This window comes from Campylobacter sp. CFSAN093227, assembly GCF_012897855.1.
Lineage (GTDB): Bacteria > Campylobacterota > Campylobacteria > Campylobacterales > Campylobacteraceae > Campylobacter_D > Campylobacter_D jejuni.
Genome location: NZ_CP040610.1, coordinates 1,247,071 through 1,273,105, shown reverse-complemented (window position 1 = coordinate 1,273,105; position 26,035 = coordinate 1,247,071). Strand labels below are relative to the sequence as shown.

The following is a 26,035-nucleotide window of genomic DNA, read 5'->3' as shown; positions in this document are numbered from 1 at the left end:
AAGATGAGAAAAATACTTTTTGCAAGTTTATTACCTATCATTGCTTTGGCTGATTGTGCAAGTTTGATGGCAAAATACGAAGCTCCAGAGCCAGAGTCAAAAACAATGAAACAAGTTGAACGCTGGATTAATAAAAAAGTTAGCGATCCAGCTGATGCTGCTGTTTTAAAAGAGTGTATGATCGCTCGTGCAGCGGACAATCCAAATCAAGTTTCAGTTGCAGGTAAATAAAAAAAGCGGTGTAAAACCGCTTTTTACTGTTTAATCTTTTAAGCTACAATTTTTTAAAATTTTCTTCAAATAAGGCTAATATGCAAGAAATCATTTCTTTTATTGTTGAGACGGCTAGTGCTTGGGGGTATTTGGGTATTATTATCTTAATGACCTTAGAGAGTTGTTTTATACCTTTTCCAAGTGAAGTTGTTATGATACCTGCTGGATATTTGGCACATAAAGGCGAACTTGATATCACTCTTTGTATACTTAGTGGGACTTTAGGTTCTGTTTTAGGGGCTTTGATTAATTATTATATTTGCTTTTTTTGGGGTAAAAATTTTGTATTAAAATGGGGTAAGTATTTTGGTATAAACGAAGCCAAATTTGCTAAATTTGAAGAATTTTTCAACAAACATGGGGAATTTTCAACCTTTACTTGTCGTCTTTTACCAGGGATTCGTCAGTACATCTCTATGCCTGCAGGTTTGGTAAAAATGAAACTTGTAAATTTTATACTTTTTACTGCACTTGGTAGTGCTATTTGGGTGGCTATACTTGTATTTTTGGGTTATTATATAGGACAAAATGAAGAGTTGATTAAAACTTATTTAACTCAAATTTTAATTATTATAATTGTTTTTGTGATTTTAGCAAGTTTAATTTATATTAAAATCAAAAAGCCTTTTAAAAAGGCTTAAATTTTATCTTTTACGCTTTGTATGGCGTTTTTGATTTGTTGTTTTGAATTTTCTAATTTTATTTTTTCTTTTTCATTGAATTTTAATTCAAAAACCTTTTCTATACCATCTTTTCCTATGATAGCGGGCATTGAAAAAGCTATATCATCAAAAACCACACTTACAGGATGTAAACTTTTTCTATCTTCTAGGATGGCTTTGGCTAAATTTGCACAAGAAGTTCCTATGCCAAATTCTGTTCTTCCTTTGCGTTCATAGATGAAATATCCCTCGCTAATCACGGCTTTTTCGAGTTCTTGTATGTCTAAATCTTTGCCTAATTTTTGCTTATAAAAATTTAATAAATTTTGTCCTAAAACGCTTGCATTAGAAAGTGCTGCAAACTGAGAATCTCCATGTTCGCCAATCATACAAGCAAAAATATCTTTTGAATTTATGTTTAAATCTTTGGCTAAAAATTTCTTAAGTCTTGAACTATCTAAATTTGTTCCACTACCAAAAACATGATTTTTAGGTAATTGGCTTAATACTTGAGTGTAGTAAGTTATGGTGTCATTTGGATTTGTTGCGACAATGTATTTGCCTTTAAAATTAGCATTTTTTAAGGTTAAGACAATGTCTTTAAGTTCGAGGATATTGTTTTGAAGTTCTACTAAGCGACTAGGTAATTCTTTTAAGCTTTCTTTTCTAAAAGCTAAAATGATAATATCGCAAGAAGCTAAATTTTCTAAATTTGGCACATGAAAAATTTTTGTATAAGAAAAATCAATGGCTGACATATCTTCCAAATCTCTTGCATGAGCTAGAGCTAAGTCTTGCCTTATATCATATAAGTAAAGTTCTGAACAAATTCCTTGAGTAACTATGCTATAAGCACTAGCAGCTCCTACATAACCTAAACCAACTATACCGATTTTTGCCATTTTTTCTCCTTATTTATTTTAAAATTTGCTATAATTATAACAAATTCAATCAAAGATTATTAAAATATGGAAAAACCTGATATACAAAGATTAACTAATTTTTTAATCGTATATACTAAAACTTTGCTAGGTGCTGGAACTTATACAGCTAGGGTGGCAAAATGCGTAGGAAGAATAGCTGAGGTTTATGGCTATGAGATAAATATCAATTTCTTTTTTCATCATATTACTTTAAATGTTGTAGATATGGATGATAACTCCATTCAAAGAACTTATGTTATACCCAATCATCATGCCCATGTTAATTTTAAACTTATTTTTGATTTAAGTGCTTTAAGCTGGGCTATATATGATCACAAATACGATCTTGAAAAAGCAAAAGTCGTTTTTGGGCAAATTTCTCAACAAAAAAAGCATTCTTATTTGCTTAATCTTTTATTTGTTTCTATGGCAAATTCGGCTTTTTGCAGGCTTTTTGGTGGTGATTTTGGTGCTGGAAATTTAGTATTTTTTGCAACTTTTGTGGGATTGTTATTAAGATATATTTTAACTAAAGCAAAGATTGATTTAAGAATTCAATACATCCTTTGTTCTTTTATCTCATCATGGTTTGTATTTTTTGGACTGGATATGGGATATACCAATACTTCTGATGTGGCTTTGGGTTCTAGTATCTTGTATCTTATACCAGGGGTATTTTTTATAAATTCTGTGATTGATATATTAAAAGATCATATTTTAATGGGGCTTAGCCGTATTATCAGCGTGGCTATTTTGATTTGTTGTATAGCACTTGGAATTTACATGACGCTTAGTATTTCGGATTTTGGGATTTTAAGATGATTGAATTTATTTTAAGAGATATGTTTTTTGCTGCTGTGGCGGGATTTGGCTTTGCTTATGCTTGTAATCCACCTTTAAAAACCCTTATTTTATCTGCTCTTTTAGCGGCAATTGCACATGGACTTCGTTTTACCTTGGTGGAATATTTTCATTTTCAAACTTTAGCAATTGCAACTTTTGTTGCTTCATTTTGCATAGGATGTTTAGGAATTGTTTTAGCAAAAATCATCAAAACTCCTGCTGAAATTATCGCTTTCCCTGCTCTTATTCCTATGATACCTGGAATTTATGCTTATAAAGCGATTTTGTATCTTATTTCTTTTATACGCAGTGATGATTTGAAGGCTAAGTCTGAATTTTTAGTTCAATTTTTTGATTATTTTTTTACAACTGTTTCTGTGACTTTGGCTCTAGCTATAGGAGTGAGTGTTACCTTGCTTATATTTTTTGAACAAAGTTTTATGATGACTAGACATGCAAAAAAACATTAAAACTTGTTGTAAATTTGTTTAATATTTCTTTTTATAATTTTAAGTCAAAAATTTAAAAAAAGGTATTGTATGTTATGTCCAGTTTGTAATGTAGATTTGGTTATGAGTGATAGGAGTGGAGTTGAGATTGATTATTGTCCAAAGTGTCGTGGCGTTTGGCTTGATCGTGGAGAGCTTGACAAAATCATAGAACGCAGTGTCCCTAATACAGCAAATTTTAACCAAGCTCCAAGACAAGAGTCAAGATATAATGACTCAGCTTATCATCAGCACAATGACTATTATAAAAAGAAAAAGAAAGAAAGTTGGCTAGGCGAGCTTTTTGACTTTTAATTTTTATAAAAATAACAAATATTTATATCCTTTTTAGCTTAATATCTTAAAATGTCAAGCAAAAAAGGATATAAGATGTATAAATTTTTATCACACGAGCCTTTAGCTAACAAATCTTGTCATCATAATCACGAAGAACATTCTCATGAACATCATCATTCCCATGCTGATGCAAGGAGTATGGATAAAAAGATTTTAAAAATTTCTCTTTTAATGACTTTTTCTATGATGCTTGTGCAATTTATTTATTCAATCCTTTCAAATTCTTTGGCACTTTTAAGCGATACTTTGCATATGTTTTCTGATGTTTTTGCCTTAGCTCTTAGTTTTTTAGCCATTATAGCCGTAGAAAAATGGCAAGATCATCAAAAGACCTTTGGGTATTTTCGTCTTGAAGTTTTAGTGGCTTTTATCAATGCTTTAACCATTATTTTATCGGCTTTATTTATCATTTATGAGGCTATAGAAAAATTTATCAATCCAAAAGAAATTGACGCTAAAACCATGATAATTGTAGCTATTTTGGGCTTTTTGGTAAATGGGATTAATGCTTTGATGATGTTTAAGGGTGCAAATTTAGAAAATGTCAATATGAAGTCCGCTTTTTTGCATATGATGAGCGATTTATTGGGTTCTTTAGCGGTTATTATAGGTGGGATCGTGGTGTATTTTAGCGGTATTGTTTATATAGATACGATTTTAGCTATTGTATTATCAATCTTGCTTTTAAGATGGGCGATTATCTTGCTTAAACAAAGCGCTAATGTCTTGCTTGAAAGTTCTCCTGTGGATATAGAAAAAGTAAGACAAGTTTTGCTTTTAAATCCTAGTGTGGATGAAGTAGTGGATTTGCATATTACTCAAATCACTAATAAAATGCTAGTAGCCTCTATGCATTTAAAAGTAAGAGTTTGCAATCTAAAGGAATTTGAAAAACTATCTCAGGATTTATCTCATAAGTTATTGCATGAATTTGAAATCGGGCACATTACCATACAACCTATAAGGAGTGAAAATGAAATTTAAAGTAAAAAATGTTAATTGCATGAATTGTGTAAATTTGATCAAAAATTCTCTTGAAGATGAATTTGGAAATATAGAAGTGGATTTGGAGCAAAAAATTTTAAGTTTAAATTTAGAAGAAAATCAAGTATCAAATTTTACAAAAGAATTTCAAGATTTAGGTTTCGAGATCGTAGAGCGTTTATAATGGAAGAATTGCGTATAAAAATAGGCAAAATGACTTGCGTTAATTGTTCTAATGCTATAGAAAGAGCTTGTAAAAAAATTGATGGTGTTAAAGATGCTAGTGTTTCTTATGTGAATTCTAGCGGGGTTTTTTTACTTGAAGATCAAGAAAAACGCAAGGATATCATCGCAAAAATTCAAAATTTAGGCTTTGAAATTTTAGAAGATGAACAAAGCTTGAACGCATACAAGGCAAAAAAACACTTAGAATTAAGAAAAAATTTGCTCTTAAGTATAGTTTTGAGTGTGATTATTATGTATTTTGAAATGTTTGTTAAAAGTTCTTTTTCTCAAAATATCCAAATGGCTTTGAGTTTTTTTGGGATATTTTATTGTGGGAGAGACTTTTTTTCTCATGCTTTTTTAGGCTTTAAAAGCAAAAATTTAGATATGAATACCCTTGTAGCTTTGGGGACTTTGAGTGCTTTTGTGTATTCTTTTTTGGTGTATTTGCAAATTTTCAAAGAAGAAGATTTGTATTTTAGTGGTGCAATGATGATTATTTCCTTTGTGCTTTTAGGAAAATATCTTGAAAGTAAGGCTAAATTTAAGGCACAAGATTATCAAAGAATTTTAGAAAATATAGACACAAAAAAGACAAAAATTTTGCTTGAAGATGAAAGTATCAAAGAAATTCCAAGTTCTTTTGTCAAAAGTGGTGATGTGCTTTTGGTAAAAGAAGGAGAAAGCATTGTCGCAGATGGAGTGGTGCTTTTAGGAAGTGCAGAGCTTGATATGAGTTTTTTAAATGGGGAGTTTTTACCTGTTTTAAAAAAAGAAGGCGATGAAGTTCAAGCAGGAGGAGTGGTTTTAAATGGTGCTTTAAGGATTAAGGCAAATAAAAAGGCTATGGATAGTACTTTAGAACAAATCAAAAATCTAGTTTTTGAAGCAGGAAATATCAAAAGTCCTTTGGCAAATTTAGCAGATCAAATTTCTAAATACTTTGTAGGGGGTATAATATTTTTTGCTTTTTTAGTTTTTGTTTTTTGGGCGCTAAAAGCAGATTTAAATACAGCTTTTTTACACTCTTGTGCTGTGCTTTTGATCTCTTGTCCTTGTGCTTTAGGTCTTGCAACGCCTATAGCTTTGGTTGTGGCAAGTGCAAATGCGGCAAAAAATTTCATTCTTATTAAAAATCCTGCTGCTTTAGAAAAATTAGCCTTAGTTAAGTATGCTTTTTTTGATAAAACGGGTACATTAACAAAGGAAAATTTGAGTATTTTTAAACACAATCTTTCTAAAGATGATTTTGATAAATTATGTCAAATTGAAAGTTTAAGCTCTCATCCTATAGCTAAGGCTTTACATAAAGATCATTTTTTTGATTTAAAGGGTGAGGGAAGAGTGATTGTGGGTTCTGGTATAAAATACAAAGAAGATAATGATAATTATCTCGTAGGCAATGCACAGTTTTTGCACGAAAATGAAATTGACACAAAAGAAAGTGATATCTTTTTTGATACTTTTAAAGAATATGTTAGGGTGTATTTTGCTAAGAATAAAAAGTGTTTAGGCGGTGTTTTGTTAAGCAATGCTTTAAAAGATGGAGCCAAAGAGCTTGTGTTAAATTTAAAAAAGCAAAATCTTAAAACTTTTATTTTAAGCGGCGATCATGTAAAAAATGTAGAAAAAATAGCCAAAGAATTACAAATAGACGAATTTCACGCTCAGCTTAAGAGTGAAGAAAAACTACAAATCATTCAAAAATTTAAAAAAACTCTTTTTGTAGGAGATGGGATCAATGATGCGGCGGCTTTATCTGCTGCAAGTGTGAGTATGAGTTTTTCAAAGGCAAATGAACTTGCTAAAAAAACAGGAGATTTTATCTTGATAAAAGATGATTTATCAGCGATTTTTAAATGTTTTAAACTTGCTAAAAAAACACGCGGTATTATTAAGCTAAATCTTTTTTGGGCTTTTATTTATAATGTGCTTTGCATTCCTATCGCGGCAGGATTTATACCTTTTATCTCTTTAAGTCCTCATATAGCAGCACTTGCAATGTGTTTTAGTTCTATTACTGTAGTGCTTAATTCTTTAAGACTTAAAAGAATTTAAAAATTTAATTTTTATTAATAATATATTATATATAATTAATATTACTAAAATATATTATTAAAAGAGTATAAATGCAACAAAAATGTTTTTGCATAAGCAAAATAATTAGATTTTCAAAAATTATTATTTTGCTTACCGTTGTATCGTTAGCAGGTATAGTGGTTTTTGGAAATGTGACAGATTACAATTCTAATTTCCAATTTGTTTCGCATGTGATGAGTATGGATACAAAGCCTGATTTATTTAGGTAATGCTGTAGTTTATATGGCTATTACTTCTCCTGTGATTCATCATATAGGCTATATAGCAATTATTCTTTTTGAAACTTTTATTACCTTAACAGCTCTAAAAGGTGCTTATGATATGTTTAAAGCTAGAAATTTAGATGCCCAAAGCTTTCATAATGCTAAGATTTTTGGGATTATTTCTTTAACTTGTTGTTGTATTTTATGGTTTTTTGCCTTCCAAGTAGTTGCTGCAGAATGGTTTGGAATGTGGATGAGCAAGGTTTGGAACGGTTTACCTGATGCTACAAGATTGGTAACTTATATGTTTTTAGCTTTGATTTTCATCTCTCTTAAAAATGATGATTAATTTTCTATACTAGGCTCTCCAAAACAATCTTTAAGAGCCTCTTTAAGATCTTCTTGTAGGTCAAATTTTTTGGCCCCTTCTTTAAGCATATTAATAGAACTTTGAATATCTATGTTTTTATTTTCATTGTTTGGTAATTCTTGAGTTAAGGATTGAAGCTTATTTTCATCAATTGTTAGTGCTTTTTGCACATTAATTTTAGCATTTTCTCCAAATTTAGCTTTAAAAAGTTCTTGTATGAGTTTAAAACCTTTATTGAGCGTATCGCGATTTTGTCCTTGTGCGTTTGAGTTTATATTTAAAGTATTGTTTTCAAAACTAATAAATTTCGTGCTTTGTTTAAAGCATTCTGCAAGATCAAAATCCCTATCATAAATACTATCAAGCAAGATTTCATAAGCATTTTTTTCTATTTTTTTCTCAAGATGAGGTATGATAGGAGAAGGTGTGATCCTAGGTGTAATATTTGTTATATTTTCTTGTTTGATTTCTTGGATTTGTGCATCAATTTCTTTTAAATGGCTTGCTTCCATCATCATAAAAGCCATAACACAAAGCGTAAAGCTATCATCATCGCAAAGCATATTTTTAGCTTTTGATAAAATACGGAAAAATCTTTCATAAATTAAAATAGAAAATTCCGTACTTTTTGCAAAAAAGCTTTCTTTTAAATAAAAAAGCATTTCATCAATCACGCTTGAGGCTTCATAGTCTTGTAATTCTTCTAAGTATGCAAAAACTTTTTCCTTGTCTTTTGTTAAGATAGCCTGATAAAAGGCTTTGATTTTTTCAGGATCTAAAAAGCCTAACATATCTGTAATTTTACTAATGCTGATTTCATTTTGACAAAAAATAATGGCTTGATCAAGCAAGGTTAAAGTATCTCTTAAAGATCCATTGCCGCTTCTTGCTATAAATTTTAAAGCTTCTTCTTCAAATTTAACATTTTCTTTAAGTAAAATTTCTTTAAGATGATTTAAAATTTCACTCTGTGGAATTTGTTTAAAGCGAAAATGTTGTGTTCTTGAAAGCACAGTAGCTGGAAGTTTTAAAGGATCTGTGGTTGCAAGTATAAATTTAACATAACTTGGGGGTTCTTCTAAGGTTTTTAAAAGCGCATTTGCAGCCTGTGGGGTAAGCATATGTACTTCATCAATGATGAAAATTTTAAATCTTGCCATAGAAGGGGTGTATTTGGTTTGTTCGATTAAGGCTTGTATATCTTCAAGCCCACGGTTGCTTGCAGCATCCATTTCTATAATGTCTATATGTTTGCCTTCAAGTGCTGCAAGACAGTGTTTGCAAGTGCCACATGGAGTATCACTTGGTCCTTGTTCGCAAACTAAAGCACGAGAAAAAATTCTAGCACTTGAAGTTTTTCCACTTCCTCTAAGTCCTGAAAAAAGATAAGCATGAGCTAAGCGATTATGATTTAGGGCGTATTTTAAACTTACGCTAACTGTCTTTTGTCCTATAAGTTCATCAAAAGTTTTTGGTCTGTATTTAATCGCTAAAGCTTGAAGCATTTTTTACTCGTTCATTATAGATAAAAGTTCTACATTGTCTTTGGTTTTAAGCATTTTAGAATATAAAAATTTCAACGCTTCAACATCATCCATTTGAGAAATCGCTGAACGGATCGCCCAAATTTTTTGAAGATTTGCTACGCCTTGGAGTAATTCTTCTTTTCTTGTTCCTGATTTGATGATATTAATCGCAGGATAAATTCTTCTATCGGCGATATTTCTATCAAGAACTATTTCGCTATTTCCTGTGCCTTTAAATTCTTCAAAAATCACATCATCCATTCTTGAACCTGTATCAATTAAAGCTGTAGCAACTATAGTTAAAGAGCCTCCATTTTCTATATTTCTAGCTGCACCAAAGAAGCGTTTTGGTTTGTGTAGGGCATTAGCATCCACCCCGCCGCTTAGGACTTTTCCGCTGCTTGGAGTTGCGGTGTTATAAGCACGTGCCAGTCTTGTGATACTATCAAGCAAGATGATAACATCTTTGCCTGTTTCTACCATTCTTTTGGCTTTTTCTATCACGAGTTCAGCTACACGCACATGATTATAAGCAGGTAAATCAAAAGTAGAACTAAAAACTTCGCCTTTTACACATCTTTGCATATCGGTAACTTCTTCAGGCCTTTCATCGACTAAAAGTACGATTAAATGCATTTCTGGGTGGTTTTTTGCAATAGCAGTAGCAAGTTCTTTCATAAGCTCTGTTTTACCTGTGCGTGGTGGAGCAACGATAAGCCCGCGTTGTCCTTTTCCTATAGGAGTAAAAAGATCCAAAACACGACCTGTAAGCTTCATTGCATCGTATTCGAGTTTGATTTTTTCTGTTGGAAAAATAGGGGTTAAGTTATCAAACAAAGGTCTTTCTTTGGCTTCTTGTAAAGGCAGATAATTGATCGCTTCGATTTTTAAAAGAGCGTAGTATTTTTCTTGATCTTTTGGTTCTCTAACTTGTCCTGTAACGATATCGCCTACACGCAGAGCAAATTTTTTAATTTGTGAATTTGAAACATAAGCGTCATTAACACTATCGCTAAGATTAGAGTCCATACCTCTTAAAAAGCCATAACCTTCGGAAGAAATTTCTAAAATCCCTGTAAAAAGTATAAAACCGCCTTTTTTTGTTTGTGCTTTTAAAATTTCAAAAATAAGTTCTTGGCGGCGAAATTCTCTTGGGTTTTCGATTTCACATTCATTGGCGATTTTAACTAGATTTTCTAAATCTAATAATTTTAATTCTTCGATTTTATAACCTTCCACTGGAACGTGGGTTCTTTGATGTTGTTTTTTTTCTTTTTCCATAAGTCCTCGTAAGATTTAGCAGAATAATTTTTGTAAAATGTGATTTTAATAAAAAAATGCACTTTTTGTCAAATTTGTTTATAATTATAAAAAATATTTTTTTAAAGAATGATTATGAAATGTGAACATTGCAAACTTGATTATAAACAAGCCCAAATGATAGAGTATAAGGGTAAATTTTTTTGTTGTAAAGGTTGCAAGAGCGTTTGGGAAATTTTGCATGAAAGTGGATTAGATGAGTTTTATGAAAAGCTTGGAAATCAAACTTTAAGCCCTGTAAATTTTCAAAATGAAATGAAAAATTATGATGAGTTTATCACTAAAACCAAAGAAGGATTTAGTGAAATTTATCTCATGATACACGGTATAGAATGCGCAGCTTGTGTGTGGCTTAATGAGAAAATTTTAACCAAACAAGAAGGAATTTTAGAACTTGATATTAATCATTTAAACCATAAAGCACGCATTGTTTTTGATGAGCAAAGCATTTCTTTGGTGCAAATTTTAAGACTTATTGAAAGCATAGGCTATAAAGCGAGTGCTTATGATGCGAGCAAGGCTTCAAAAAAAGCGGATTTACTAAAAAGGGAATTTTATTCTAAGCTTGTTGTGGCTATAGCTTGTGTGATGAATATCATGTGGATAGCAGTGGCAAAATACGCAGGATTTTTTAGCGGTATGGATAAGGACACTAAGGATATTTTAAATTTTGCTGAATTTATCCTTTGTTCTCCTGTGCTTTTTTATACGGGATCTCATTTTTATAAAAGCGCTTTTAAAACTTTAAAAATGCATAGTTTAAATATGGATGTATTGGTGATTAGCGGAGCGAGTTTGGCTTATGTTTATTCTTTATGGGCTATGTTTTTTAGGGTGGGGGAAGTGTATTTTGACTCTGTGGCGATGATAATTTGCTTTGTATTTATAGGTAAATATCTTGAGATGTTTAGCAAAAAGCGTGCTTTAGATACCATAGATGGGCTTAATGATTTTTTGCAAAATGAAGTTTTGGTTTTTGATGGTAAAGAATTTGTTTCTAAAGAAGTGCAAAAGGTTTGTTTAGGAGATAGAATTTTACTTAAAACTGGAGATAAAATTTTAATCGATGGGATTTGTAAAAGTGGTGAAATGAGTGTGGATACCTCTTCTTTAAATGGAGAAAGTATTCCAAAACTCATACAAAAAGAAAATGAAATTTTTTCAGCTTGTATAGTGCTTGATGGAAGTGTGGAGTATGAAGCAACAAAGCTTTACAAAGATTCAAAACTCAGTCAAATTATCCAGCTTTTAGAACTTGCGAGTTCTAAAAAAGCAAAACTTGAAAGTTTGGTCAATAGTCTTTTGGCTTATTTTTCTAGAACGGTTTTATTGATCGCTTTTATTTGTTTTGCTTTTTGGTTTTTTTATAAAGATGCAAGTTTTGAAATTTCTTTAGTCAATGCGATTGCAGTTTTGATTATCGCTTGTCCTTGTGCTTTGGCTTTAGCAACGCCAGTGAGCAATCTTGTGGCCTTAGGTAGGGCTTTAAAAAAGCATATTTTGTTTAAAAGTTCTAGTGTGATAGAAGATTTAAGCAAATGTGATTGCGTGGTATTTGATAAAACGGGTATTTTAACCAAAATAGAGCTTGAACTTAAAGAGGTTTTTTTAGATAAAGCGCTTGATTTAAACGAGCTTTATAATTTTGTAAAACTTTCTAAACATCCTATATCTCAAAATATTGCGTCGTATTTAAAGCAAAAAGGAGCTAAGGATTTAAATTTGAATTTTAAAAAGCATTCAAGTATTCAAGCTAAAGGTTTAAGTGCTGAGTTAAATGAAGGGTTGCTTTTAGGCGGAAGTTCTAAATTTTTGCAAGAAAAGGGTATTGTGGCTAAAGAATTTGATAATACACATTTTATTTTTGCCAAGGAAGGTAAAATTTTAGCTTTTTTTGAGTTTGATAGTGTTTTAAGAGAAGGTGCAAAAGAGCTTATCGCTTATCTTAAAAAAGAAAAGAAAGAATTAATGATACTTAGTGGCGATCATCAAAAAGCAGTGGAAAAAATCGCTAAAAAGTTAGAAATTCAAAATTATCAAGCTTCTTGTTTGCCTGAAGATAAGATGAAAACTATAGAAAATTTAAGTAAAAATTACAAAGTTTTATTTGTAGGTGATGGGGTAAATGATGCACTAGCTTTAAAATACGCAAGTGTTTCAATGACTTTAAGAGAAGGAAGTGATCTAGCTATAGAAAGTAGTGATGTTTTGCTTTTGAAAAATGACTTGCTTTCTTTAAAAAAAGCCATCAAATTATCTAAAAACACCTTTAAAATTATCAAGCAAAACCTTGCTTTTTCTTTGTTTTATAATGCTTGCACCATACCTTTGGCTTTTTTGGGTATGATAAATCCTTTATTTGCTGCTATTTCTATGTCTTTTAGTAGTATAATAGTCGTTTTAAATGCTTTAAGGATTAAAGAATGAATAGTATAATCATGATGATGATAGGAGTTTCTATCTTAGCGTTTTTTATCATTTTGGCAACTTTGCTTTGGGGGATTAAAAATAAGCAATTTGATGATGATTATAAATTTACTACTTTAAATGATGATGAGGATTCTTTACGTGATGCTATAGAATTAGAAAGACGTAAAAAAGAAGCTTTGGATAAAAAAAGGCTTTCTTAAAAAGGAAAGCCTTTTTTAGAAATTATTTTAAAGTTTCAATATGAGCTTCGATAGCTTTAAAATCTTCTTCAGTTAAACCTTTAAGGTTAAGTTTCATGATCGCACCTTGACCATAAGCATTTCTTTTACCTTCTGAATATTCTTTCATGTATTGAAGTCTTTCAGCAGAAGAAAGAGTTTTTAAGGCTGGAACTTTGTTTAAGTAAACTTTGTCAGCATTTGCACCATGGCATACTGCGCATTTTTTAAAAAGTGTAGCACCATCTGCAGCAAAAGCAGAAACACCAAGACATGCCAAAGCAGAAACTACTAATAATTTTTTCATTTGATTTCTCCTCAGTAAAAATTAGATTGCCAGATATTATATATCTTTATTTTTATAAAAATCTTAAGAAAATAAAGATAATGTTTATTTTCTTTTCAAAAAAGCTATATTATAATGTTTTTTATGAAAACAAAAGCATTATTTTTAGATAGAGACGGTGTGATTAATATAGATAAAAAATATGTCTATAAAATAGAAGATTTTGAATTTTGTGATGGAATTTTTGAACTTTGTAGATATTTTTTAGCTAAAAAATATTTGCTTTTTATAGCTACAAATCAATCAGGCATTGCAAGAGGATATTATAAGGAAAGTGATTTTTTTAAGCTTTGTGATTATATGCTTAAAGAATTTACTAAACAAGGTATAAAAATTGATAAAATTTATCATTGTCCGCATTTAGAAGGTTGTGAATGTCGCAAACCTAAAGCAGGAATGCTTTTAAAAGCAAAAGATGAGTTTAATTTAGATATGAAAAATTCTATTTTTATCGGAGATAATCTAAGCGATATGCAAGCAGGGTTAAATGCTAATATTGGCACTTTGATTTTGGTAAATGAAGAAAAAAAAGAAGGCGATTTTTTTAGACAATTTAAAAATTTAAAAGAAATTTTGAGTTTTTTAAAGAAAAGGACATTTAAATGAGAGTAGCAATCACAGGTGGTGCAGGATTTATAGGTTCGCAACTGGCTTTAAATTTGCAAGAAAAACATGAAATTTTAATCATTGATAAAATGCGTAGCAGTGCGACTTTTGAAAATGGAAATTTACAAAGTTTTGGACATTTTAAAAATTTACTTGAATTTGATGGAGAACTTTTTGCAGGCGATATTAACGATGAAAAAGTTTTAAAAAAGATTGAAGATTTTAAGCCAGAGATTATTTTTCATCAAGCAGCAATTTCAGACACTACGGTTTTTGATCAAACTAAGGTTTTGCAAACCAATTTAAATACTTTTAAAGATTTTATAGAACTTAGCATAGATCTTAATGCAAAGCTTATTTATGCAAGTTCAGCTTCGGTTTATGGTGATGCAAAAAGTCCACAAACTGTAGGTAAGGATGAAGAACCAAAAAATCCTTATGCTTTTTCAAAATTGATGATGGATAAGTTAGCGAAAAAATATTACGATAAAGCTCATTTGGTAGGACTTAGATATTTTAATGTTTATGGAAAAGGCGAATTTTATAAAAACAAAACCGCTTCTATGGTTTTGCAATTTGGCCATCAAATTTTAGCAGGAAAAAATCCACGATTGTTTGAAGGAAGTGATCAAATTTATAGGGATTTTACTTATATTAAAGATGTTATTAGTGCTAATTTAATCGCCCTTGATTCAAAATGTGGGGTTTATAATGTAGGCAGTGGTAAAGCAAGAACCTTTCAAGATATAGTTGATATTTTGCAAAAAGAGTTAAAGACTGATTTGCCTTGTGAATATATCCCAAATCCTTATGTAAAATCTTATCAATTCCATACTGAAGCAAAACTAGATCAAACTTGGGATTATCAACCAAAATTTAGTCTTGAAGAGGGGATTAAAGATTATTTAGATGAGATAAAAAGACTTTTTGAAAAGGAAGTAAATGCTTGAGTTTTTAAGCCAGCAAAAACCTAAAATTTTGATTATAGGGGATTTTATGGTGGATAATTATACTTGGTGTGATTGTTCGCGTATCAGTCCTGAAGCCCCTGTTTTGGTAGCTAAAACTCTTAAGGAAGATAAAAGATTAGGCGGGGCTGCGAATGTTTATGCAAATTTAAAAAGTTTAGGGGCTGATGTTTTTGCGCTTGGTGTTGTGGGTGATGATGAGAGTGGGAAATTTTTACAAGAAAATTTAAAAGGAGAATTTTTGATCCAAAAAGGACGCAAAACCCCTTTTAAAAATCGCATTATGGCACACAATCAGCAGGTTTTAAGACTAGATGAAGAAGATACAAGTGAGATTTTGCTTGAAAATGAACTTATAGCTTTGTTTGATGAAAAGATTAAAGATTTTAAAGCTGTGGTTTTAAGCGATTATGCTAAGGGTATTTTAACGCCTAAGGTTTGCAAGGCTGTGATAAAAAAGGCTAAGGCTTTAAATATTCCTGTTTTAGTTGATCCTAAAGGCAGTGATTTTAGTAAATATAGCGGTGCAACCTTACTCACGCCTAATAAAAAAGAAGCTTTAGAAGCTTTGAAATTTGAAAATTTAGAGGGTGAAAATTTAGAAAAAGGGATTAAAAAATTAAAAGAAGATTTTTCTTTGCGTTATTCTATCATCACTCTTTCAGAAGTGGGGATTGCGCTTTTTGATGAGGGTTTAAAAATCGCACCTGCTAAAGCCTTAGAAGTTTATGATGTAACAGGAGCGGGTGATAGTGTGATTGCCGTTTTGGCTTTTTGTTTGGCAAATGGGATTGAAATTTTTAAAGCTTGTGAACTTGCCAATGAAGCTGCAGCCGTTGTGGTAAGTAAAATAGGTAGTGTGAGTGTGAGTTTTGATGAGATTAGAAGTTTTAAAAGTATGAGTTTTGAGAAAAAGATCAAAAATAAAGAAGAGCTTTTAACGCTTTTAAAACAAAATGATAAAAAGATTGTTTTTACAAATGGTTGTTTTGATATCGTGCATTTTGGACATATAAAATATCTTGAGAAAGCTAAAAGATTAGGCGATATTTTGATTGTAGGTTTGAACTCAGATGCGAGTGTGAAAAGACTCAAAGGCGAGAGTCGTCCTGTAAATTCAGAGTTTCAAAGAGCTTGTATGTTGGCAGCTTTTTATTTTGTAGATTTTGTAGTGATTTTTGATGAAAACACACCTTTAGAACTTATAAGCTTTTTAAAGCCTGATATTTTGGTTAAAGGAGCTGATTATAAAGATAAACTTGTTGTAGGTTCAAATTTGGTTTCAAGAGTTGAATTAATCGATTTTGAAGAAGGATTTAGTACGAGTAAGATTATAGAAAAGATTAAGGATAAAAAATGATAAATTTAGTAGAAAAAGAATGGCAAGAACATCAAAAAATCGTTCAAGAAAGTGAAATTTTAAAAGGACAAATCGCTAAAATAGGCGAGCTTTTATGTGAATGTCTTAAAAAAGGTGGTAAAATTTTAATTTGCGGAAATGGTGGAAGTGCAGCTGATGCACAGCATTTTGCAGCTGAACTTAGTGGGCGTTATAAAAAAGAACGCAAGGCTTTAGCAGGTATAGCACTTACAACCGATACTTCAGCGCTTAGTGCTATAGGAAATGACTATGGTTTTGAGTTTGTTTTTTCAAGACAAGTGGAGGCTTTAGGAAATGAAAATGATGTTTTAATCGGCATTTCAACCAGTGGAAAAAGTCCCAATGTTTTAGAAGCTTTTAAAAAAGCAAAAGAACTTAATATGCTTTGTTTAGGGCTTAGTGGAAAGGGCGGTGGAATGATGAATAAGCTTTGTGATCATAATCTTGTTGTGCCAAGCGATGATACGGCTAGAATTCAAGAAATGCACATTTTAATCATACACACGCTTTGTCAGATTATAGATGAGGGTTTTTAAGTAAATTTCTAGCTTCTTCTATAACCCTTTTAGGCTTTAAATCTTTCATGCATTTGTGGTGTTTTAAAGGGCAGATTTTTTGCATACAAGGCATACAAGCTAGATCTAAGTGTACTAATTTTGCGTTTTGATTTTGCCAAGGTGAAGTTTGAGTAAATTTCGTAGGGCCAAAAATAGCCACGGTTTTTACCTTATAAACCGCACTTAGGTGCATAGGACCACTGTCATTTGTTATGAAAAGATCACAAAAAGCAATATTTTGACAAAGGGTTTTGATGGTGGTTTTATTGCAAAGATTTTTTACTTTTATGTTTTGTTCTTTTAAAATTTGATAAATTTCATTACAAAGTTCTTGTTCGACTTTTCCTGCACCAAAGATTAAAATCTCATGACTTTGGCTGAAATTTAAAGCTACTTTAGCAAAATAACTCGCATCCCATCTTTTTGCACTTCCAAAGCTTGCGCCAGGGTTGATTCCTAGAATTTTTTTGCCATTTTTTAAGACAAGAGGGTTTTGAAATTTTAGCTTAAAGGGAAGCTTTAAGTCTTTAAAATGAGCTTTTATACTAAGTGAGTTTTCTATAAAATAAAGGTATTTTAAAACTTGATGTTCTTCTTTGTGCTTGTTTTTGTCAAAAAAATATCTTTGTTTTGTTTTAAGAATATGTAAGATAATCTTAGAAGAAAACGCAGATCTAAAAGCAAAGCTAAAATCGATCTTACCAAGTTCTTTGCGTAAAGATAGAGCTTGTTTATAACGGGATAGTTTATTTTCTATGATGATTTTAGAATTAGGAAATTCTTTAAAAAGTGCTGTGGAAACCAAAGATCCATAAAGGATAAATTGAGCATTTTTAAAATGTTCTTTTATAGCGTATAAAGCAAGTGAAGCCATCACTGCATCGCCTAGCCAAGTGGGAAGATGTATAAAAATTTTCATAAATTTCCTAAACTTTGATAGAATTGTTTTTATTATTTTAACAAAATTTAGGAAAAATATGCCACAACTTTCGATCATAATCCCGCTTTTTAATTCTTGTGATTTTATTTCAAGGGCTTTACAAAGTTGTATAAATCAGACTTTAAAAGATATTGAAATTTTGATTATCGATGATAAAAGTAAAGATAATAGTTTAAATATAGTTTTAGAATTTGCTAAAAAAGATCCAAGAATAAAAATCTTTCAAAATGAAGAAAATTTAGGCACTTTTGCAAGTAGAAATATAGGAGTTTTGCATTCTAGTTCTGATTTTATAATGTTTTTAGATAGTGATGATTTTTTGACACTCGATGCTTGTGAAATAGCGTTTAAAGAGATGAAAAAAGGTTTTGATTTGCTTTGTTTTGATGCCTTTGTACATAGGGTAAAAACCAAACAATTTTATCGTTTTAAACAAGATGAAGTTTTGAATCAAAAGGAATTTTTAGAATTCTTAAGCAAACAAAGGCATTTTTGCTGGTCGGTTTGGGCGAAGTGTTTTAGAAAAGATATCATCTTAAAAAATTTTGAAAAGGTTAAAATCGATGAGCGTTTAAGTTATGGCGAAGATGTGCTTTTTTGTTATGTTTATTTTATGTTTTGTGAGAAAATAGCTGTTTTTAAAACTTGCATTTATCATTATGAATTTAATCCAAATGGAAGATATGAAAACAAAAATAAAGAAATTTTAAATCAAAATTATCAAGATAAAAAGAAAAGTAATGAGCTTATAAGAAAGCTTTCTTTAGACTTTGAAAATGATACCTTTCATCAAAAGCTATTTGAGGTTTTAAAGAAAGAAGAGATGGATTTAAAAAATAGAATAAAAAAGAAATAATTTAGATATAATTATTTATTGATTAAACAGGGGAATGTTATGTTTCATATAGTGTTAAATGCAAATGAAAATTATATTAAGTATGCCGTAGTTTTAATGACGAGTATCATACAAAAAACAGATTTAAATAAATCTATGTCCGAATTTTGTAATTTTGATACAGATGAAGGGTATGTTTTTCACATATTGAGTGATTTTATTTCAGAATCAATGAAGGTTAGAATTTCTAATTTGGAAAAACAATTAAATGATATTTATCCTTGCAAAATAGTATTGCACATTTTAAACGATGATGAATTTAAAGGAATGTTAAAATGGAGAGGAAATTATTTGGCGTATTATAGAATAAAAATGGCCAGCGTTTTGCCTCGGGATTTAAAAATTTGTTTATATTTGGATTGTGATATGCTTTGTTTTGGGGATTTAAGAGAGCTTTTAAGTGTAGATATAAACAATTATCAAGCAGCGGTTTGTCTTGATGGAAATAATCATAAAAAAAATAAAAAAGTATTCTTTTCTCTCAAAGGACGAGAAAAATATAAATTTTCAAACATTGAAAAATATTTTAATTCAGGATTTATTCTGGTTAATCTTGATAGGTGGAGAAGAGATAATATAGAAAATAAGAGTATTGATTTTTTAAAAAAATTTAAAACTTTATATCCAGATCAAGATGCTTTGAATATAGCCTTAACTGAAGTATTAACACTGCCTATGAGATGGAATTTGTTATTATCCTATGTGGTGGCTAATGTAAATAATAGCAAGAAATTATTTAGAGATCAATCAAAATATTCTAGTCTTCATTATACTCAATATGAATTTAAGACTGAGCTAAATAATATTAAAATCGCTCATTTTACAGTGGAACCGTCTAAGCCTTGGGACAAATTATCCTATGGTATTTTTGGAGATAATTTAGAGAATATACCTTATCCCTTTTATAAAGAATATTGGTTGGCAGCAAAGAATACTCCTGAATTTTCTTTGGAATTAATGCAGATAAAGGAAGATATAGAAAATTCACAAATTGAAAGCTTAGTTAATGGTTTAGGTAAAAGGGTTAAAAAAGAATTTAAACTTTATACATTAAGAACAAGTTATAGAAAACTTCGAAAGGCTATAGTGTTTTTATATATTATTAATATAATTTTTATAGCATATGTAATTTATTTTAAATAAAAAGGATGAATTTGCAAGAAAATTACAAAATTTCAAGTTTTTGGTATACTCCTAAAGGCTATAAGGGTATAGGTTTAATGGAAATTCTTACGATTAAATCTTGGCTTGATCATGGGTATAAATTCCATCTATATACTTATAATTTAGAAGATAAAATCTTTTTAAAATTCCAAGAGCTGTTTGATAATTTTATACTTAAAGATGCAAATGAAATCATACCTTTTGAAGAATATTTTAGTGATGATAGGGGAGCTGGAGTAGCTTCTTTCTCAGATTTTTTTAGATATAATCTACTCTATCTCAGGGGGGGGGTATGGGTGGATCTTGATATGGTGTGTTTAAATTTTTATGATTATAAACAAGATTATATTTTTAATTCAGAATTTGCAAAAAATAATGAGCAAGCAATCACTAATTCGTTTTTAAAATTCCCAAAACAAAGTGAATTTGGAAAATTACTTATAGAAGAAGCAAAAAAGATTGTTGATGATAACAAAATAATTCCTTGGGGTATTATAGGTCCTTGGTTTTTAGCTAAATGGGTTAAAGAATATGATTTAGAAAAACATGCTCTAGACTATAAAGATACTTGTCAAATTTCTTGTGGTAATACTAGAGATTTTATAGATAAAAAAATTTTCGATGAAAACAGACTTTGTTTGCATTTATTTTCTGAAATGTGGAGAATTTATAAAATGAATAAAAATCATTTTTATAAATCGTGTATTTATGGATTTTTACTTCAAAAGCACAATATCCTTGATTTATGTCTTAAATTAAATTATAATCTTAGTTTTTGCGATAAACATTATGATAAATTCCTTCCTTTTATTAATATAAAAAATAAAATAAGATTTTATTTTCGCCACCCAAAAAAGATTTTTAAGAAAAACAATGCCTAAAATTTCAATCATCTTGCCAACTTTTAATGTAGAAAAATATATAGCCAAAGCAATAGAAAGTTGTATCAATCAGACTTTTAAAGATATAGAAATAATTATAGTGGATGATTGTGGAAGTGATAAAAGTATAAATATAGCTAAAGAATATGCTAAAAAAGATGAAAGAATAAAAATAATTCACAATGAAAAAAACTTAGGTCTTTTAAGAGCTAGATATGAAGGAGTTAAGGCAGCTAATTCTTTATATATCATGTTTTTAGACCCTGATGATTATTTAGAACTTGAGGCTTGTGAGGAAGTATCTAAGTATTTAGATCAAAATAATGATTTGATATGTTTTAATTATAATACTCTGGATACAACTTTGAAAAAAAATATTTTTTTTATTAATAATAATTATAATATTGATGAGTATTTGAAATTTTTAGCAAAACAGATTGTTAATTCAAACATATATAATTGGGGTATATGGACAAAAGTTTTTCAAAAACAAAAATATTTAAAGACTTTTGAAAAAATCAATGAAAACCCAAAACTTACTATGGCAGAAGATGCATTGCTCCTTACTTTGTATTATCTTGAATGCAAGCGTATTGTGACTTTAGAGCAATGTCTGATTAATTATAATATGCAAAATATTAGCTCATCAACCAATGAAAGAAAAAATTTTGATAAGATGAAATTTTTTATAGAAAATTTAAATTTTGTTATTCATAAACTTAATTTATATTCTAATGCTTTAAATTCTATATATTTTTTATTGTGTCAATACTTTATTTGCGAGCTTTCTATATATAAATTAGATTTAAAATATCGTATTGTTTATAATAATTTTTTTAAAAAAATTCTCATAAAATTAAAAAGAAAAAAGATAAAATTAACAAGAAAAAAATATATAAAACAATTAGCAATGGAATTAAAATGAAATTTCTTATCATCAATCTTAAAAAAGCAGAACAAAGAAAAGAATACATTAGCAAATTGTGTCAAAAATATCAACTTGATTATGAAATCATCCAAGCCGTAGAAGGAAAAGCTATAAGCAAGCAAGAGTATTTAAATATAGTTGATTATGAAAAAATGCTAAATTTTCATAAAAGAGAATTAGGACTTGGAGAGCTTGGTTGTTCTTTATCTCATAAAAAATGTTATGAAAAAATATTGCAAGAAAACTTAAAACACGCTGTGATTTTAGAAGATGATGCGTATTTTGATGAAAGCTTACTTGAATTTTTACAACATTTTAATGAATTTCCTAAAGACTTAGAGCTTTTGTTATTAGGGCATCAAAGACAGGTTTATAACGATGATGGTTTTAGGATAGAAAGTCCTTACTCAAGAAGATTTGCAAAAAAAATCTTAAATTGTAAAATTCGTCGTTTGGTCGCTAGAGGTAACGGTACTTATGGTTATTTTATAACCAAAAATGGAGCCTTAAAACTGCTTTCTCATTTAGAAAAAATTTATTTGCCTATAGATGCTCTTACTTGTAATGAAAAAGTTTTAAACACTTACGCTTTATTTCCTGCGCTTGTTTATACGCATGAAAATTTTATGCTTGAAAGTTCTACTCAAGATGATAAAAAATTTCTTAAAAAGAAAAATAAAATAAGTAAATATATTAAAAAAATTCATATTTTTATAAAATATTTTTTACCTAGTTTAAAAAAGGTTAGACCTTATGAAAATATTGATTGTTAGTGACCATTTTAACAAAGGTGGGGTAAGTTATGTTATTTATCAACTTGTTAAAGAATGGAGCAAAAACCACGAGCTTTCTTTGTTATTTTTTGAAAAGACTCCCCTAGCTTATGATGATATTTGTAGCAATGCTTATGTTGAATTTATCAACACCAAAGCTTTAACTCCCATGCGTTTTTTAAATAAACTTATTAATAAAATCATATATAAGTACGCAATTAAAAAAAAATTAAAACAGTATAAGCCTGATATTATGATTTCTTTTAAAACCAAGCCCAATTTATTTACTCTACTTGCAAATAAAAATATAGGCATCAAGCATATTATTTGCGAGCATGGTTTTCATCTTGGAGAAAAGTCTAAAAAAACCAATCGTTTAAGAAGAAAACTGTATCCTTTGGCTACCTATTTAAGTGTTTTAACCGGGGAAGATTTTAAATATTATTCTTTTGTAAAAAACAAACTCATCATGCCTAATCCCTTGGGTGTAAAAAAACAAATTCATACAAATGATAAAGAAAACATTATTTTATATGCAGGAAGATTAGAGGAAGAAAAGGCTGTGGATGTTTTTATTAAAGCTTTATCTTGTATCCAAAAAGATGTTTTAAATAAATGGAAGATTATCATAGCAGGAGAGGGTTCTTTAAAAAAGAATTTGATGGAGCTTGCTAAAAATTTAAATTTGCACATCGATTTTGTAGGTTATATAGAAGACTTAAGTTTTTACTATGAAAAAGCTAAAATTTTATGCTTATGTTCCAAACAAGAAGGCTTACCTATAGTTTTAATCGAAGCTGCTTTTTATGAATGCGCTAGAATCAGTAGTGATTATATGGGTGTAAATGAGTTAATCGATGATAAAAATAATGGACTTTTATTTAAGATGGGTGATTTTAATGATATGGCTTTAAAAATATCGCTTTTAATGCAAGATGAAAACTTAAGGCAAAAAATTGTTAAAAAGGCCAAAGAAAAAGTTGAATCTCATAAGGTAGAAAGCGTGATGAAAAAATGGGATGAATTGTTTGATATGATTAAAACTACTTAATATATTTCCAAAAAGTATATTGTGCATAAAGCTTTGCTATGATAAAACCTCTTTTGCCTTCTAAAAAACCTAATTTTACAAAATAAAGTTTAAAAAAAGTCCAATAAGGATTTATTAAAGCTTTAAGAAGGTTATTTTTTTTAGGATTTAAACTCGAGTATTTGTTTTGCTTATCTATAAATTGCTCGATATTTTCATAAGCATAATGTAAAAAATGATGTTTTAATTTCCCTATTTTTTCTTGACAGATTATGCTTTCATGAACTTCTCTTTCATTAAATTTGGCATATTTTTTATGAAATAATCTTATGTTATAATCAGGATATAGCCCCATTTTTGTTATTGCTTCTCCAAAGAAAAAATTTAATCTTGCTACTTTGTATGCTTTAAATGATGGATTTTTAATTATTTGTAATACTTCCTCTTTTAATTCTTCAGTAAAAACTTCATCACTATCTAAAACAAATATCCAATCATTAGTTGCTTTTTCAACTCCAAATTGTTTTTGCTTTCCAAAACCAAGCCAATCTTGATGAAAAATTTTAACGTTTTTAAAAGCTTTTGCTATTATTAGACTATCATCTGTGCTTCCGCTATCTATTAAAATAATTTCATTGGCAAAATTAACACTTTGTAATACTTCTTGAAGATATTTTTGACTATTAAAAGTTAGTATTACTATTGAAATATTCATGAGTATATTCCTTGATTATAACTTGCAAAGCGTCTATGAAAAAAAAAGTATTCCCAAGGTCTTTTTTTAATCATTTCTTCGCAACTTTGTGCTTGATAAAGTGTCAGTTCTTCTAAGCTTGCATTTTGAGAATCTTTTGCTTTAAAAAACTCTATGCAAAATTTACCATCTTCTTTATAGGCATAAACAGGGATGATCAAAGCATTGCTTCTTTGTGCGATAAGGCTTGCTCCCATTTGATAATTCACTTCTTTGTTAAAAAATTTTAATCTTACGCTTTCGTTTTCTGCGCAGTCTTGATCGGTTAAAATTCCTAAAGTTCTCCCTTTTTTTAGAGCGCTTAGCATTTGTCTTATGCCGCCTTTTTTGTCGATAAGTTCTATGTCAAATTGGGTGCGACTTTGGCTTAAAATTTCATACATAATTTCACTTTTTAACTTTTTCCCTACTATGGCAATCGCACCATATTTAGCTGCATAAGCAAGGCTTAAAATTTCCCAGTTTCCATAGTGTGCAGTTGTGAAGATAATAGGACGCTTTAAAGCTAGAGCGTCTATAAGTAAATTTTCATTGATGAAATTTACTTTATTGAGAATTTTTTCTTTGGTAGTGTTTTGATTTTGCAAACAATCAATTCCAAATTGAGCAAAATTTTCATAAATTTTCAAAGACAATTTATCGCGTTCTTTTTGAGTGTATTGAGGGAAGCAGATTTGCAAATTTGTACCGATGATTTTGCGATGTTTTTTATTAAGATAAAAAGTGATTCTTGCTACAATCAAAGCTAAAAAATGCAAGATACACTCAGGCATAAAAGTAACAAAAAATTTTAAAATATAATAAAGACTAAGATATATTCTATCACTATTTTTCATTAAGTAAGCCTTTGGCAAGTTTGAAGATATCTTCTTCTTCTATACGCGTGATACAAAAATCACTTTTATCGATATGCTTGGCATTTTGGATTTTTTTACCTGCATCAATGATTTTATTGATATGAGTTTGAAAAGCATTGCGGTAGCTTGGTGTTGCACCAAAAATCGTAATAGATGCCTTATTTAAAGCAAAAGCCAAATGTGTTGGACCACTATCATTTCCTATGATAAGATTCATCATTTTTGTAAAAGCCATTAGCTCTTCAAGGCTGAATTTTGGTGCTAATTCTATATGTGTTTCATCAATACCACTAAGATTTAAAACTTCTTTGGCAAATTCGTATTCTTTTACATTTCCCCAAGCGAGCCAAATTTTTGCTTGTTGAAATTCATTGATTAAAAGTTTGCAAAGTATAGCAAGTTTGGTTTTAGGATAGATTTTATTTTCTACACTTGAACCCACGTGTATGAGTATGTTTTTTTCGTTTTTGTCGAGCTTGAGTTTATTGTTTAAGAGTTGTTTTAAATTTTCATCTACGCTAAAAATATCTTGTTTAAAGGCTAAATTTTTGACATTAAAATCAGTATTTAACATAAAGGAGGTAAGACTTAAGTATCTTACAAATACATTTTCATTGTAATCTAACTCAAGTTTTTGGTTGTAGAAATTATGAGCAAAACTTTCTTTAAGACTATTTTTATCAAAACCAAAATTATTTCTACTTAAAATTCGACTTACAATAGCAGATTTTATGAGCCCTTGTAGATCTATTACTGCATTATAGTTGTTTTTTCTTGCTTTAAGAAGAATTTTTAGGCTTTTTAAAATTTTTTTGTCTTTTAAGGGCAGGGCATAGAGTTTGTCTATTAAAGGATGGTTTTTAAGTATGCCTTCAAATTTTTCATCTACAAACCAATGAATTTCTATATCTTTTTTAAAATTTTTGATAAATTGCAAAACCACGGCACTTTGTATAATATCACCAAGTGCTGACAAACGAACAATTGCTATTTTCATTAAAAGCCTAATATTTTAAAATTTTTTGCTATGATT

29 protein-coding genes and 1 pseudogene are annotated in these 26,035 nt (G+C 29.6%); 22 read left to right on the top strand and 8 right to left on the bottom strand.

The genetic code is table 11. The annotated features are described in order from the left end of the window. Positions 1–3 precede the first annotated feature (3 nt). Positions 4–231, top strand: a complete 228-nt coding sequence (locus FBF06_RS06695) for a hypothetical protein (protein ID WP_002822505.1) — start codon at positions 4–6, stop codon at positions 229–231. 80 nt (positions 232–311) lie between these two features. Beyond that, on the top strand, positions 312–914 hold the full coding sequence (locus tag FBF06_RS06690) for a DedA family protein (protein ID WP_002842592.1): 603 nt from the start codon (positions 312–314) through the stop codon (positions 912–914). Here the strand turns inward: FBF06_RS06690 and FBF06_RS06685 are convergent. After that, positions 911–1,837, bottom strand: coding sequence for an L-lactate dehydrogenase (locus tag FBF06_RS06685; RefSeq protein ID WP_070317345.1), 927 nt, complete (start codon positions 1,835–1,837; stop codon positions 911–913). The genes FBF06_RS06690 and FBF06_RS06685 overlap by 4 nt on opposite strands. Before the next feature lie 66 nt (positions 1,838–1,903). On the opposite strand from FBF06_RS06685, the gene FBF06_RS06680 reads away from it, so the two are divergent. The 8 genes from FBF06_RS06680 (at position 1,904) to FBF06_RS10040 (ending at position 7,407) form a co-directional block, all read left to right on the top strand. Next, positions 1,904–2,680 carry a threonine/serine exporter ThrE family protein gene (locus tag FBF06_RS06680; protein WP_002858457.1) on the top strand — a complete coding sequence of 259 codons (777 nt, stop codon included), beginning with the start codon at positions 1,904–1,906 and terminating at the stop codon, positions 2,678–2,680. Continuing rightward, the gene (locus FBF06_RS06675; protein WP_002831613.1) at positions 2,677–3,171 is read left to right on the top strand and encodes a threonine/serine exporter family protein; all 495 of its coding nucleotides are present in this window, start codon (positions 2,677–2,679) and stop codon (positions 3,169–3,171) included. Before FBF06_RS06680 ends, FBF06_RS06675 begins: the two co-directional genes overlap by 4 nt. 69 nt (positions 3,172–3,240) lie before the next feature. Beyond that, positions 3,241–3,504, top strand: a complete 264-nt coding sequence (locus FBF06_RS06670; protein WP_002831611.1) for a zf-TFIIB domain-containing protein — start codon at positions 3,241–3,243, stop codon at positions 3,502–3,504. 75 nt (positions 3,505–3,579) lie between these two features. Further along, entirely contained in the window at positions 3,580–4,530 is a 951-nt protein-coding gene (gene czcD, locus FBF06_RS06665) for a CDF family cation-efflux transporter CzcD (RefSeq protein WP_002873526.1), read from the top strand. After that, the gene (locus FBF06_RS06660) at positions 4,520–4,714 is read left to right on the top strand and encodes a cation transporter (protein ID WP_002852760.1); all 195 of its coding nucleotides are present in this window, start codon (positions 4,520–4,522) and stop codon (positions 4,712–4,714) included. The genes czcD and FBF06_RS06660 overlap by 11 nt, the downstream gene beginning before the upstream one ends. Continuing rightward, on the top strand, positions 4,714–6,813 hold the full coding sequence (gene copA, locus FBF06_RS06655) for a copper-translocating P-type ATPase CopA (protein WP_052775081.1): 2,100 nt from the start codon (positions 4,714–4,716) through the stop codon (positions 6,811–6,813). The genes FBF06_RS06660 and copA overlap by 1 nt, the downstream gene beginning before the upstream one ends. 71 nt (positions 6,814–6,884) lie before the next feature. Further along, positions 6,885–7,064: a DUF2165 family protein gene (locus FBF06_RS10045; protein WP_074471059.1), complete on the top strand. Its 180-nt coding sequence runs from the start codon at positions 6,885–6,887 to the stop codon at positions 7,062–7,064. Between the two features lie 13 nt (positions 7,065–7,077). After that, on the top strand, positions 7,078–7,407 hold the full coding sequence (locus FBF06_RS10040) for a DUF2165 family protein (protein ID WP_074471058.1): 330 nt from the start codon (positions 7,078–7,080) through the stop codon (positions 7,405–7,407). Here the strand turns inward: FBF06_RS10040 and FBF06_RS06640 are convergent. Next, positions 7,404–8,933 carry a DNA polymerase III subunit gamma/tau gene (locus FBF06_RS06640; RefSeq protein WP_052805599.1) on the bottom strand — a complete coding sequence of 510 codons (1,530 nt, stop codon included), beginning with the start codon at positions 8,931–8,933 and terminating at the stop codon, positions 7,404–7,406. The genes FBF06_RS10040 and FBF06_RS06640 overlap by 4 nt on opposite strands. Before the next feature lie 3 nt (positions 8,934–8,936). Then, on the bottom strand, positions 8,937–10,235 hold the full coding sequence (rho, locus tag FBF06_RS06635; RefSeq protein WP_002852852.1) for a transcription termination factor Rho: 1,299 nt from the start codon (positions 10,233–10,235) through the stop codon (positions 8,937–8,939). A 108-nt stretch (positions 10,236–10,343) separates the two neighbouring features. Between rho and FBF06_RS06630 the strand changes: the two genes are divergently transcribed. Together FBF06_RS06630 and ccoS are read left to right on the top strand one after the other, a co-directional pair. After that, on the top strand, positions 10,344–12,701 hold the full coding sequence (locus tag FBF06_RS06630) for a heavy metal translocating P-type ATPase (RefSeq protein WP_079460376.1): 2,358 nt from the start codon (positions 10,344–10,346) through the stop codon (positions 12,699–12,701). Next, on the top strand, positions 12,698–12,904 hold the full coding sequence (gene ccoS / locus FBF06_RS06625; RefSeq protein ID WP_002852798.1) for a cbb3-type cytochrome oxidase assembly protein CcoS: 207 nt from the start codon (positions 12,698–12,700) through the stop codon (positions 12,902–12,904). The genes FBF06_RS06630 and ccoS overlap by 4 nt, the downstream gene beginning before the upstream one ends. A 22-nt stretch (positions 12,905–12,926) precedes the next feature. On the opposite strand, the gene FBF06_RS06620 is transcribed toward ccoS, so the two are convergent. Beyond that, the gene (locus tag FBF06_RS06620) at positions 12,927–13,229 is read right to left on the bottom strand and encodes a cytochrome c (RefSeq protein WP_002852762.1); all 303 of its coding nucleotides are present in this window, start codon (positions 13,227–13,229) and stop codon (positions 12,927–12,929) included. Between the two features lie 80 nt (positions 13,230–13,309). Between FBF06_RS06620 and gmhB the strand changes: the two are divergent. The 4 genes and pseudogenes from gmhB to gmhA all read left to right on the top strand — a co-directional run bounded on the left by gmhB (position 13,310) and on the right by gmhA (position 16,759). Next, positions 13,310–13,874 (top strand): annotated as a pseudogene (gene gmhB, locus FBF06_RS06615) (D-glycero-alpha-D-manno-heptose-1,7-bisphosphate 7-phosphatase). Further along, on the top strand, positions 13,871–14,824 hold the full coding sequence (gene rfaD, locus FBF06_RS06610) for an ADP-glyceromanno-heptose 6-epimerase (RefSeq protein WP_002872242.1): 954 nt from the start codon (positions 13,871–13,873) through the stop codon (positions 14,822–14,824). Before gmhB ends, rfaD begins: the two are co-directional and overlap by 4 nt. Beyond that, positions 14,817–16,202, top strand: a complete 1,386-nt coding sequence (gene rfaE1, locus FBF06_RS06605; RefSeq protein WP_002896702.1) for a D-glycero-beta-D-manno-heptose-7-phosphate kinase — start codon at positions 14,817–14,819, stop codon at positions 16,200–16,202. Before rfaD ends, rfaE1 begins: the two co-directional genes overlap by 8 nt. Next, on the top strand, positions 16,199–16,759 hold the full coding sequence (gene gmhA, locus FBF06_RS06600; RefSeq protein WP_023890815.1) for a D-sedoheptulose 7-phosphate isomerase: 561 nt from the start codon (positions 16,199–16,201) through the stop codon (positions 16,757–16,759). The genes rfaE1 and gmhA overlap by 4 nt, the downstream gene beginning before the upstream one ends. Here the strand turns inward: gmhA and FBF06_RS06595 are convergent. Further along, positions 16,740–17,699: a glycosyltransferase family 9 protein gene (locus FBF06_RS06595; RefSeq protein WP_032586265.1), complete on the bottom strand. Its 960-nt coding sequence runs from the start codon at positions 17,697–17,699 to the stop codon at positions 16,740–16,742. The genes gmhA and FBF06_RS06595 overlap by 20 nt on opposite strands. A gap of 58 nt (positions 17,700–17,757) precedes the next feature. Between FBF06_RS06595 and FBF06_RS06590 the strand changes: the two genes are divergently transcribed. Genes FBF06_RS06590 through FBF06_RS06565 form a run of 6 tightly spaced genes read left to right on the top strand, consistent with a single transcriptional unit; the run spans position 17,758 to position 23,412 of the window. Continuing rightward, positions 17,758–18,576: a glycosyltransferase family 2 protein gene (locus FBF06_RS06590; RefSeq protein WP_168977593.1), complete on the top strand. Its 819-nt coding sequence runs from the start codon at positions 17,758–17,760 to the stop codon at positions 18,574–18,576. Positions 18,577–18,615: 39 nt separating this feature from the next. Further along, the gene (locus tag FBF06_RS06585; protein ID WP_168977592.1) at positions 18,616–19,758 is read left to right on the top strand and encodes a glycosyltransferase family 8 protein; all 1,143 of its coding nucleotides are present in this window, start codon (positions 18,616–18,618) and stop codon (positions 19,756–19,758) included. A gap of 11 nt (positions 19,759–19,769) precedes the next feature. After that, positions 19,770–20,660: a glycosyltransferase gene (locus FBF06_RS06580; protein ID WP_002801401.1), complete on the top strand. Its 891-nt coding sequence runs from the start codon at positions 19,770–19,772 to the stop codon at positions 20,658–20,660. Next, entirely contained in the window at positions 20,653–21,585 is a 933-nt protein-coding gene (locus FBF06_RS10035) for a glycosyltransferase family 2 protein (protein WP_100624278.1), read from the top strand. Before FBF06_RS06580 ends, FBF06_RS10035 begins: the two co-directional genes overlap by 8 nt. Continuing rightward, the gene (locus FBF06_RS06570; protein ID WP_168977591.1) at positions 21,582–22,361 is read left to right on the top strand and encodes a glycosyltransferase family 25 protein; all 780 of its coding nucleotides are present in this window, start codon (positions 21,582–21,584) and stop codon (positions 22,359–22,361) included. Before FBF06_RS10035 ends, FBF06_RS06570 begins: the two co-directional genes overlap by 4 nt. After that, on the top strand, positions 22,342–23,412 hold the full coding sequence (locus FBF06_RS06565; protein ID WP_100624279.1) for a glycosyltransferase: 1,071 nt from the start codon (positions 22,342–22,344) through the stop codon (positions 23,410–23,412). Before FBF06_RS06570 ends, FBF06_RS06565 begins: the two co-directional genes overlap by 20 nt. Here FBF06_RS06565 and FBF06_RS06560 read toward each other — a convergent pair. The 3 genes from FBF06_RS06560 to waaC are packed head-to-tail and all read right to left on the bottom strand — an operon-like array spanning position 23,405 to position 25,999. Next, positions 23,405–24,106, bottom strand: a complete 702-nt coding sequence (locus tag FBF06_RS06560; protein WP_002902664.1) for a glycosyltransferase family 2 protein — start codon at positions 24,104–24,106, stop codon at positions 23,405–23,407. The two genes, FBF06_RS06565 and FBF06_RS06560, sit on opposite strands and share 8 nt — an antisense overlap. Then, entirely contained in the window at positions 24,103–24,981 is an 879-nt protein-coding gene (htrB, locus tag FBF06_RS06555) for a lipid A biosynthesis lauroyl acyltransferase HtrB (RefSeq protein WP_100624280.1), read from the bottom strand. Before htrB ends, FBF06_RS06560 begins: the two co-directional genes overlap by 4 nt. Next, entirely contained in the window at positions 24,971–25,999 is a 1,029-nt protein-coding gene (waaC, locus tag FBF06_RS06550) for a lipopolysaccharide heptosyltransferase I (RefSeq protein WP_002859241.1), read from the bottom strand. The genes htrB and waaC overlap by 11 nt, the downstream gene beginning before the upstream one ends. Positions 26,000–26,035 lie beyond the last annotated feature (36 nt).

Bases quoted from the DNA above. Each gene is read 5' to 3' on its own strand.
- htrB (WP_100624280.1), bottom strand. From the start codon at position 24,981: ATGAAAAATAGTGATAGAATATATCTTAGTCTTTATTATATTTTAAAA.
- FBF06_RS06695 (WP_002822505.1), top strand. From the start codon at position 4: ATGAGAAAAATACTTTTTGCAAGTTTATTACCTATCATTGCTTTGGCT.
- FBF06_RS06690 (WP_002842592.1), top strand. From the start codon at position 312: ATGCAAGAAATCATTTCTTTTATTGTTGAGACGGCTAGTGCTTGGGGG.
- FBF06_RS06565 (WP_100624279.1), top strand. From the start codon at position 22,342: ATGAAAATATTGATTGTTAGTGACCATTTTAACAAAGGTGGGGTAAGT.
- FBF06_RS06590 (WP_168977593.1), top strand. From the start codon at position 17,758: ATGCCACAACTTTCGATCATAATCCCGCTTTTTAATTCTTGTGATTTT.
- FBF06_RS06685 (WP_070317345.1), bottom strand. From the start codon at position 1,837: ATGGCAAAAATCGGTATAGTTGGTTTAGGTTATGTAGGAGCTGCTAGT.
- gmhA (WP_023890815.1), top strand. From the start codon at position 16,199: ATGATAAATTTAGTAGAAAAAGAATGGCAAGAACATCAAAAAATCGTT.
- FBF06_RS06670 (WP_002831611.1), top strand. From the start codon at position 3,241: ATGTTATGTCCAGTTTGTAATGTAGATTTGGTTATGAGTGATAGGAGT.
- rfaD (WP_002872242.1), top strand. From the start codon at position 13,871: ATGAGAGTAGCAATCACAGGTGGTGCAGGATTTATAGGTTCGCAACTG.
- FBF06_RS06585 (WP_168977592.1), top strand. From the start codon at position 18,616: ATGTTTCATATAGTGTTAAATGCAAATGAAAATTATATTAAGTATGCC.
- FBF06_RS06560 (WP_002902664.1), bottom strand. From the start codon at position 24,106: ATGAATATTTCAATAGTAATACTAACTTTTAATAGTCAAAAATATCTT.
- FBF06_RS06620 (WP_002852762.1), bottom strand. From the start codon at position 13,229: ATGAAAAAATTATTAGTAGTTTCTGCTTTGGCATGTCTTGGTGTTTCT.
- FBF06_RS10040 (WP_074471058.1), top strand. From the start codon at position 7,078: ATGGCTATTACTTCTCCTGTGATTCATCATATAGGCTATATAGCAATT.
- FBF06_RS10035 (WP_100624278.1), top strand. From the start codon at position 20,653: ATGCCTAAAATTTCAATCATCTTGCCAACTTTTAATGTAGAAAAATAT.
- FBF06_RS06595 (WP_032586265.1), bottom strand. From the start codon at position 17,699: ATGAAAATTTTTATACATCTTCCCACTTGGCTAGGCGATGCAGTGATG.
- czcD (WP_002873526.1), top strand. From the start codon at position 3,580: ATGTATAAATTTTTATCACACGAGCCTTTAGCTAACAAATCTTGTCAT.
- FBF06_RS06630 (WP_079460376.1), top strand. From the start codon at position 10,344: ATGATTATGAAATGTGAACATTGCAAACTTGATTATAAACAAGCCCAA.
- FBF06_RS06660 (WP_002852760.1), top strand. From the start codon at position 4,520: ATGAAATTTAAAGTAAAAAATGTTAATTGCATGAATTGTGTAAATTTG.
- FBF06_RS06675 (WP_002831613.1), top strand. From the start codon at position 2,677: ATGATTGAATTTATTTTAAGAGATATGTTTTTTGCTGCTGTGGCGGGA.
- FBF06_RS06640 (WP_052805599.1), bottom strand. From the start codon at position 8,933: ATGCTTCAAGCTTTAGCGATTAAATACAGACCAAAAACTTTTGATGAA.
- rfaE1 (WP_002896702.1), top strand. From the start codon at position 14,817: ATGCTTGAGTTTTTAAGCCAGCAAAAACCTAAAATTTTGATTATAGGG.
- ccoS (WP_002852798.1), top strand. From the start codon at position 12,698: ATGAATAGTATAATCATGATGATGATAGGAGTTTCTATCTTAGCGTTT.
- FBF06_RS10045 (WP_074471059.1), top strand. From the start codon at position 6,885: ATGCAACAAAAATGTTTTTGCATAAGCAAAATAATTAGATTTTCAAAA.
- rho (WP_002852852.1), bottom strand. From the start codon at position 10,235: ATGGAAAAAGAAAAAAAACAACATCAAAGAACCCACGTTCCAGTGGAA.
- copA (WP_052775081.1), top strand. From the start codon at position 4,714: ATGGAAGAATTGCGTATAAAAATAGGCAAAATGACTTGCGTTAATTGT.
- FBF06_RS06680 (WP_002858457.1), top strand. From the start codon at position 1,904: ATGGAAAAACCTGATATACAAAGATTAACTAATTTTTTAATCGTATAT.
- FBF06_RS06570 (WP_168977591.1), top strand. From the start codon at position 21,582: ATGAAATTTCTTATCATCAATCTTAAAAAAGCAGAACAAAGAAAAGAA.
- waaC (WP_002859241.1), bottom strand. From the start codon at position 25,999: ATGAAAATAGCAATTGTTCGTTTGTCAGCACTTGGTGATATTATACAA.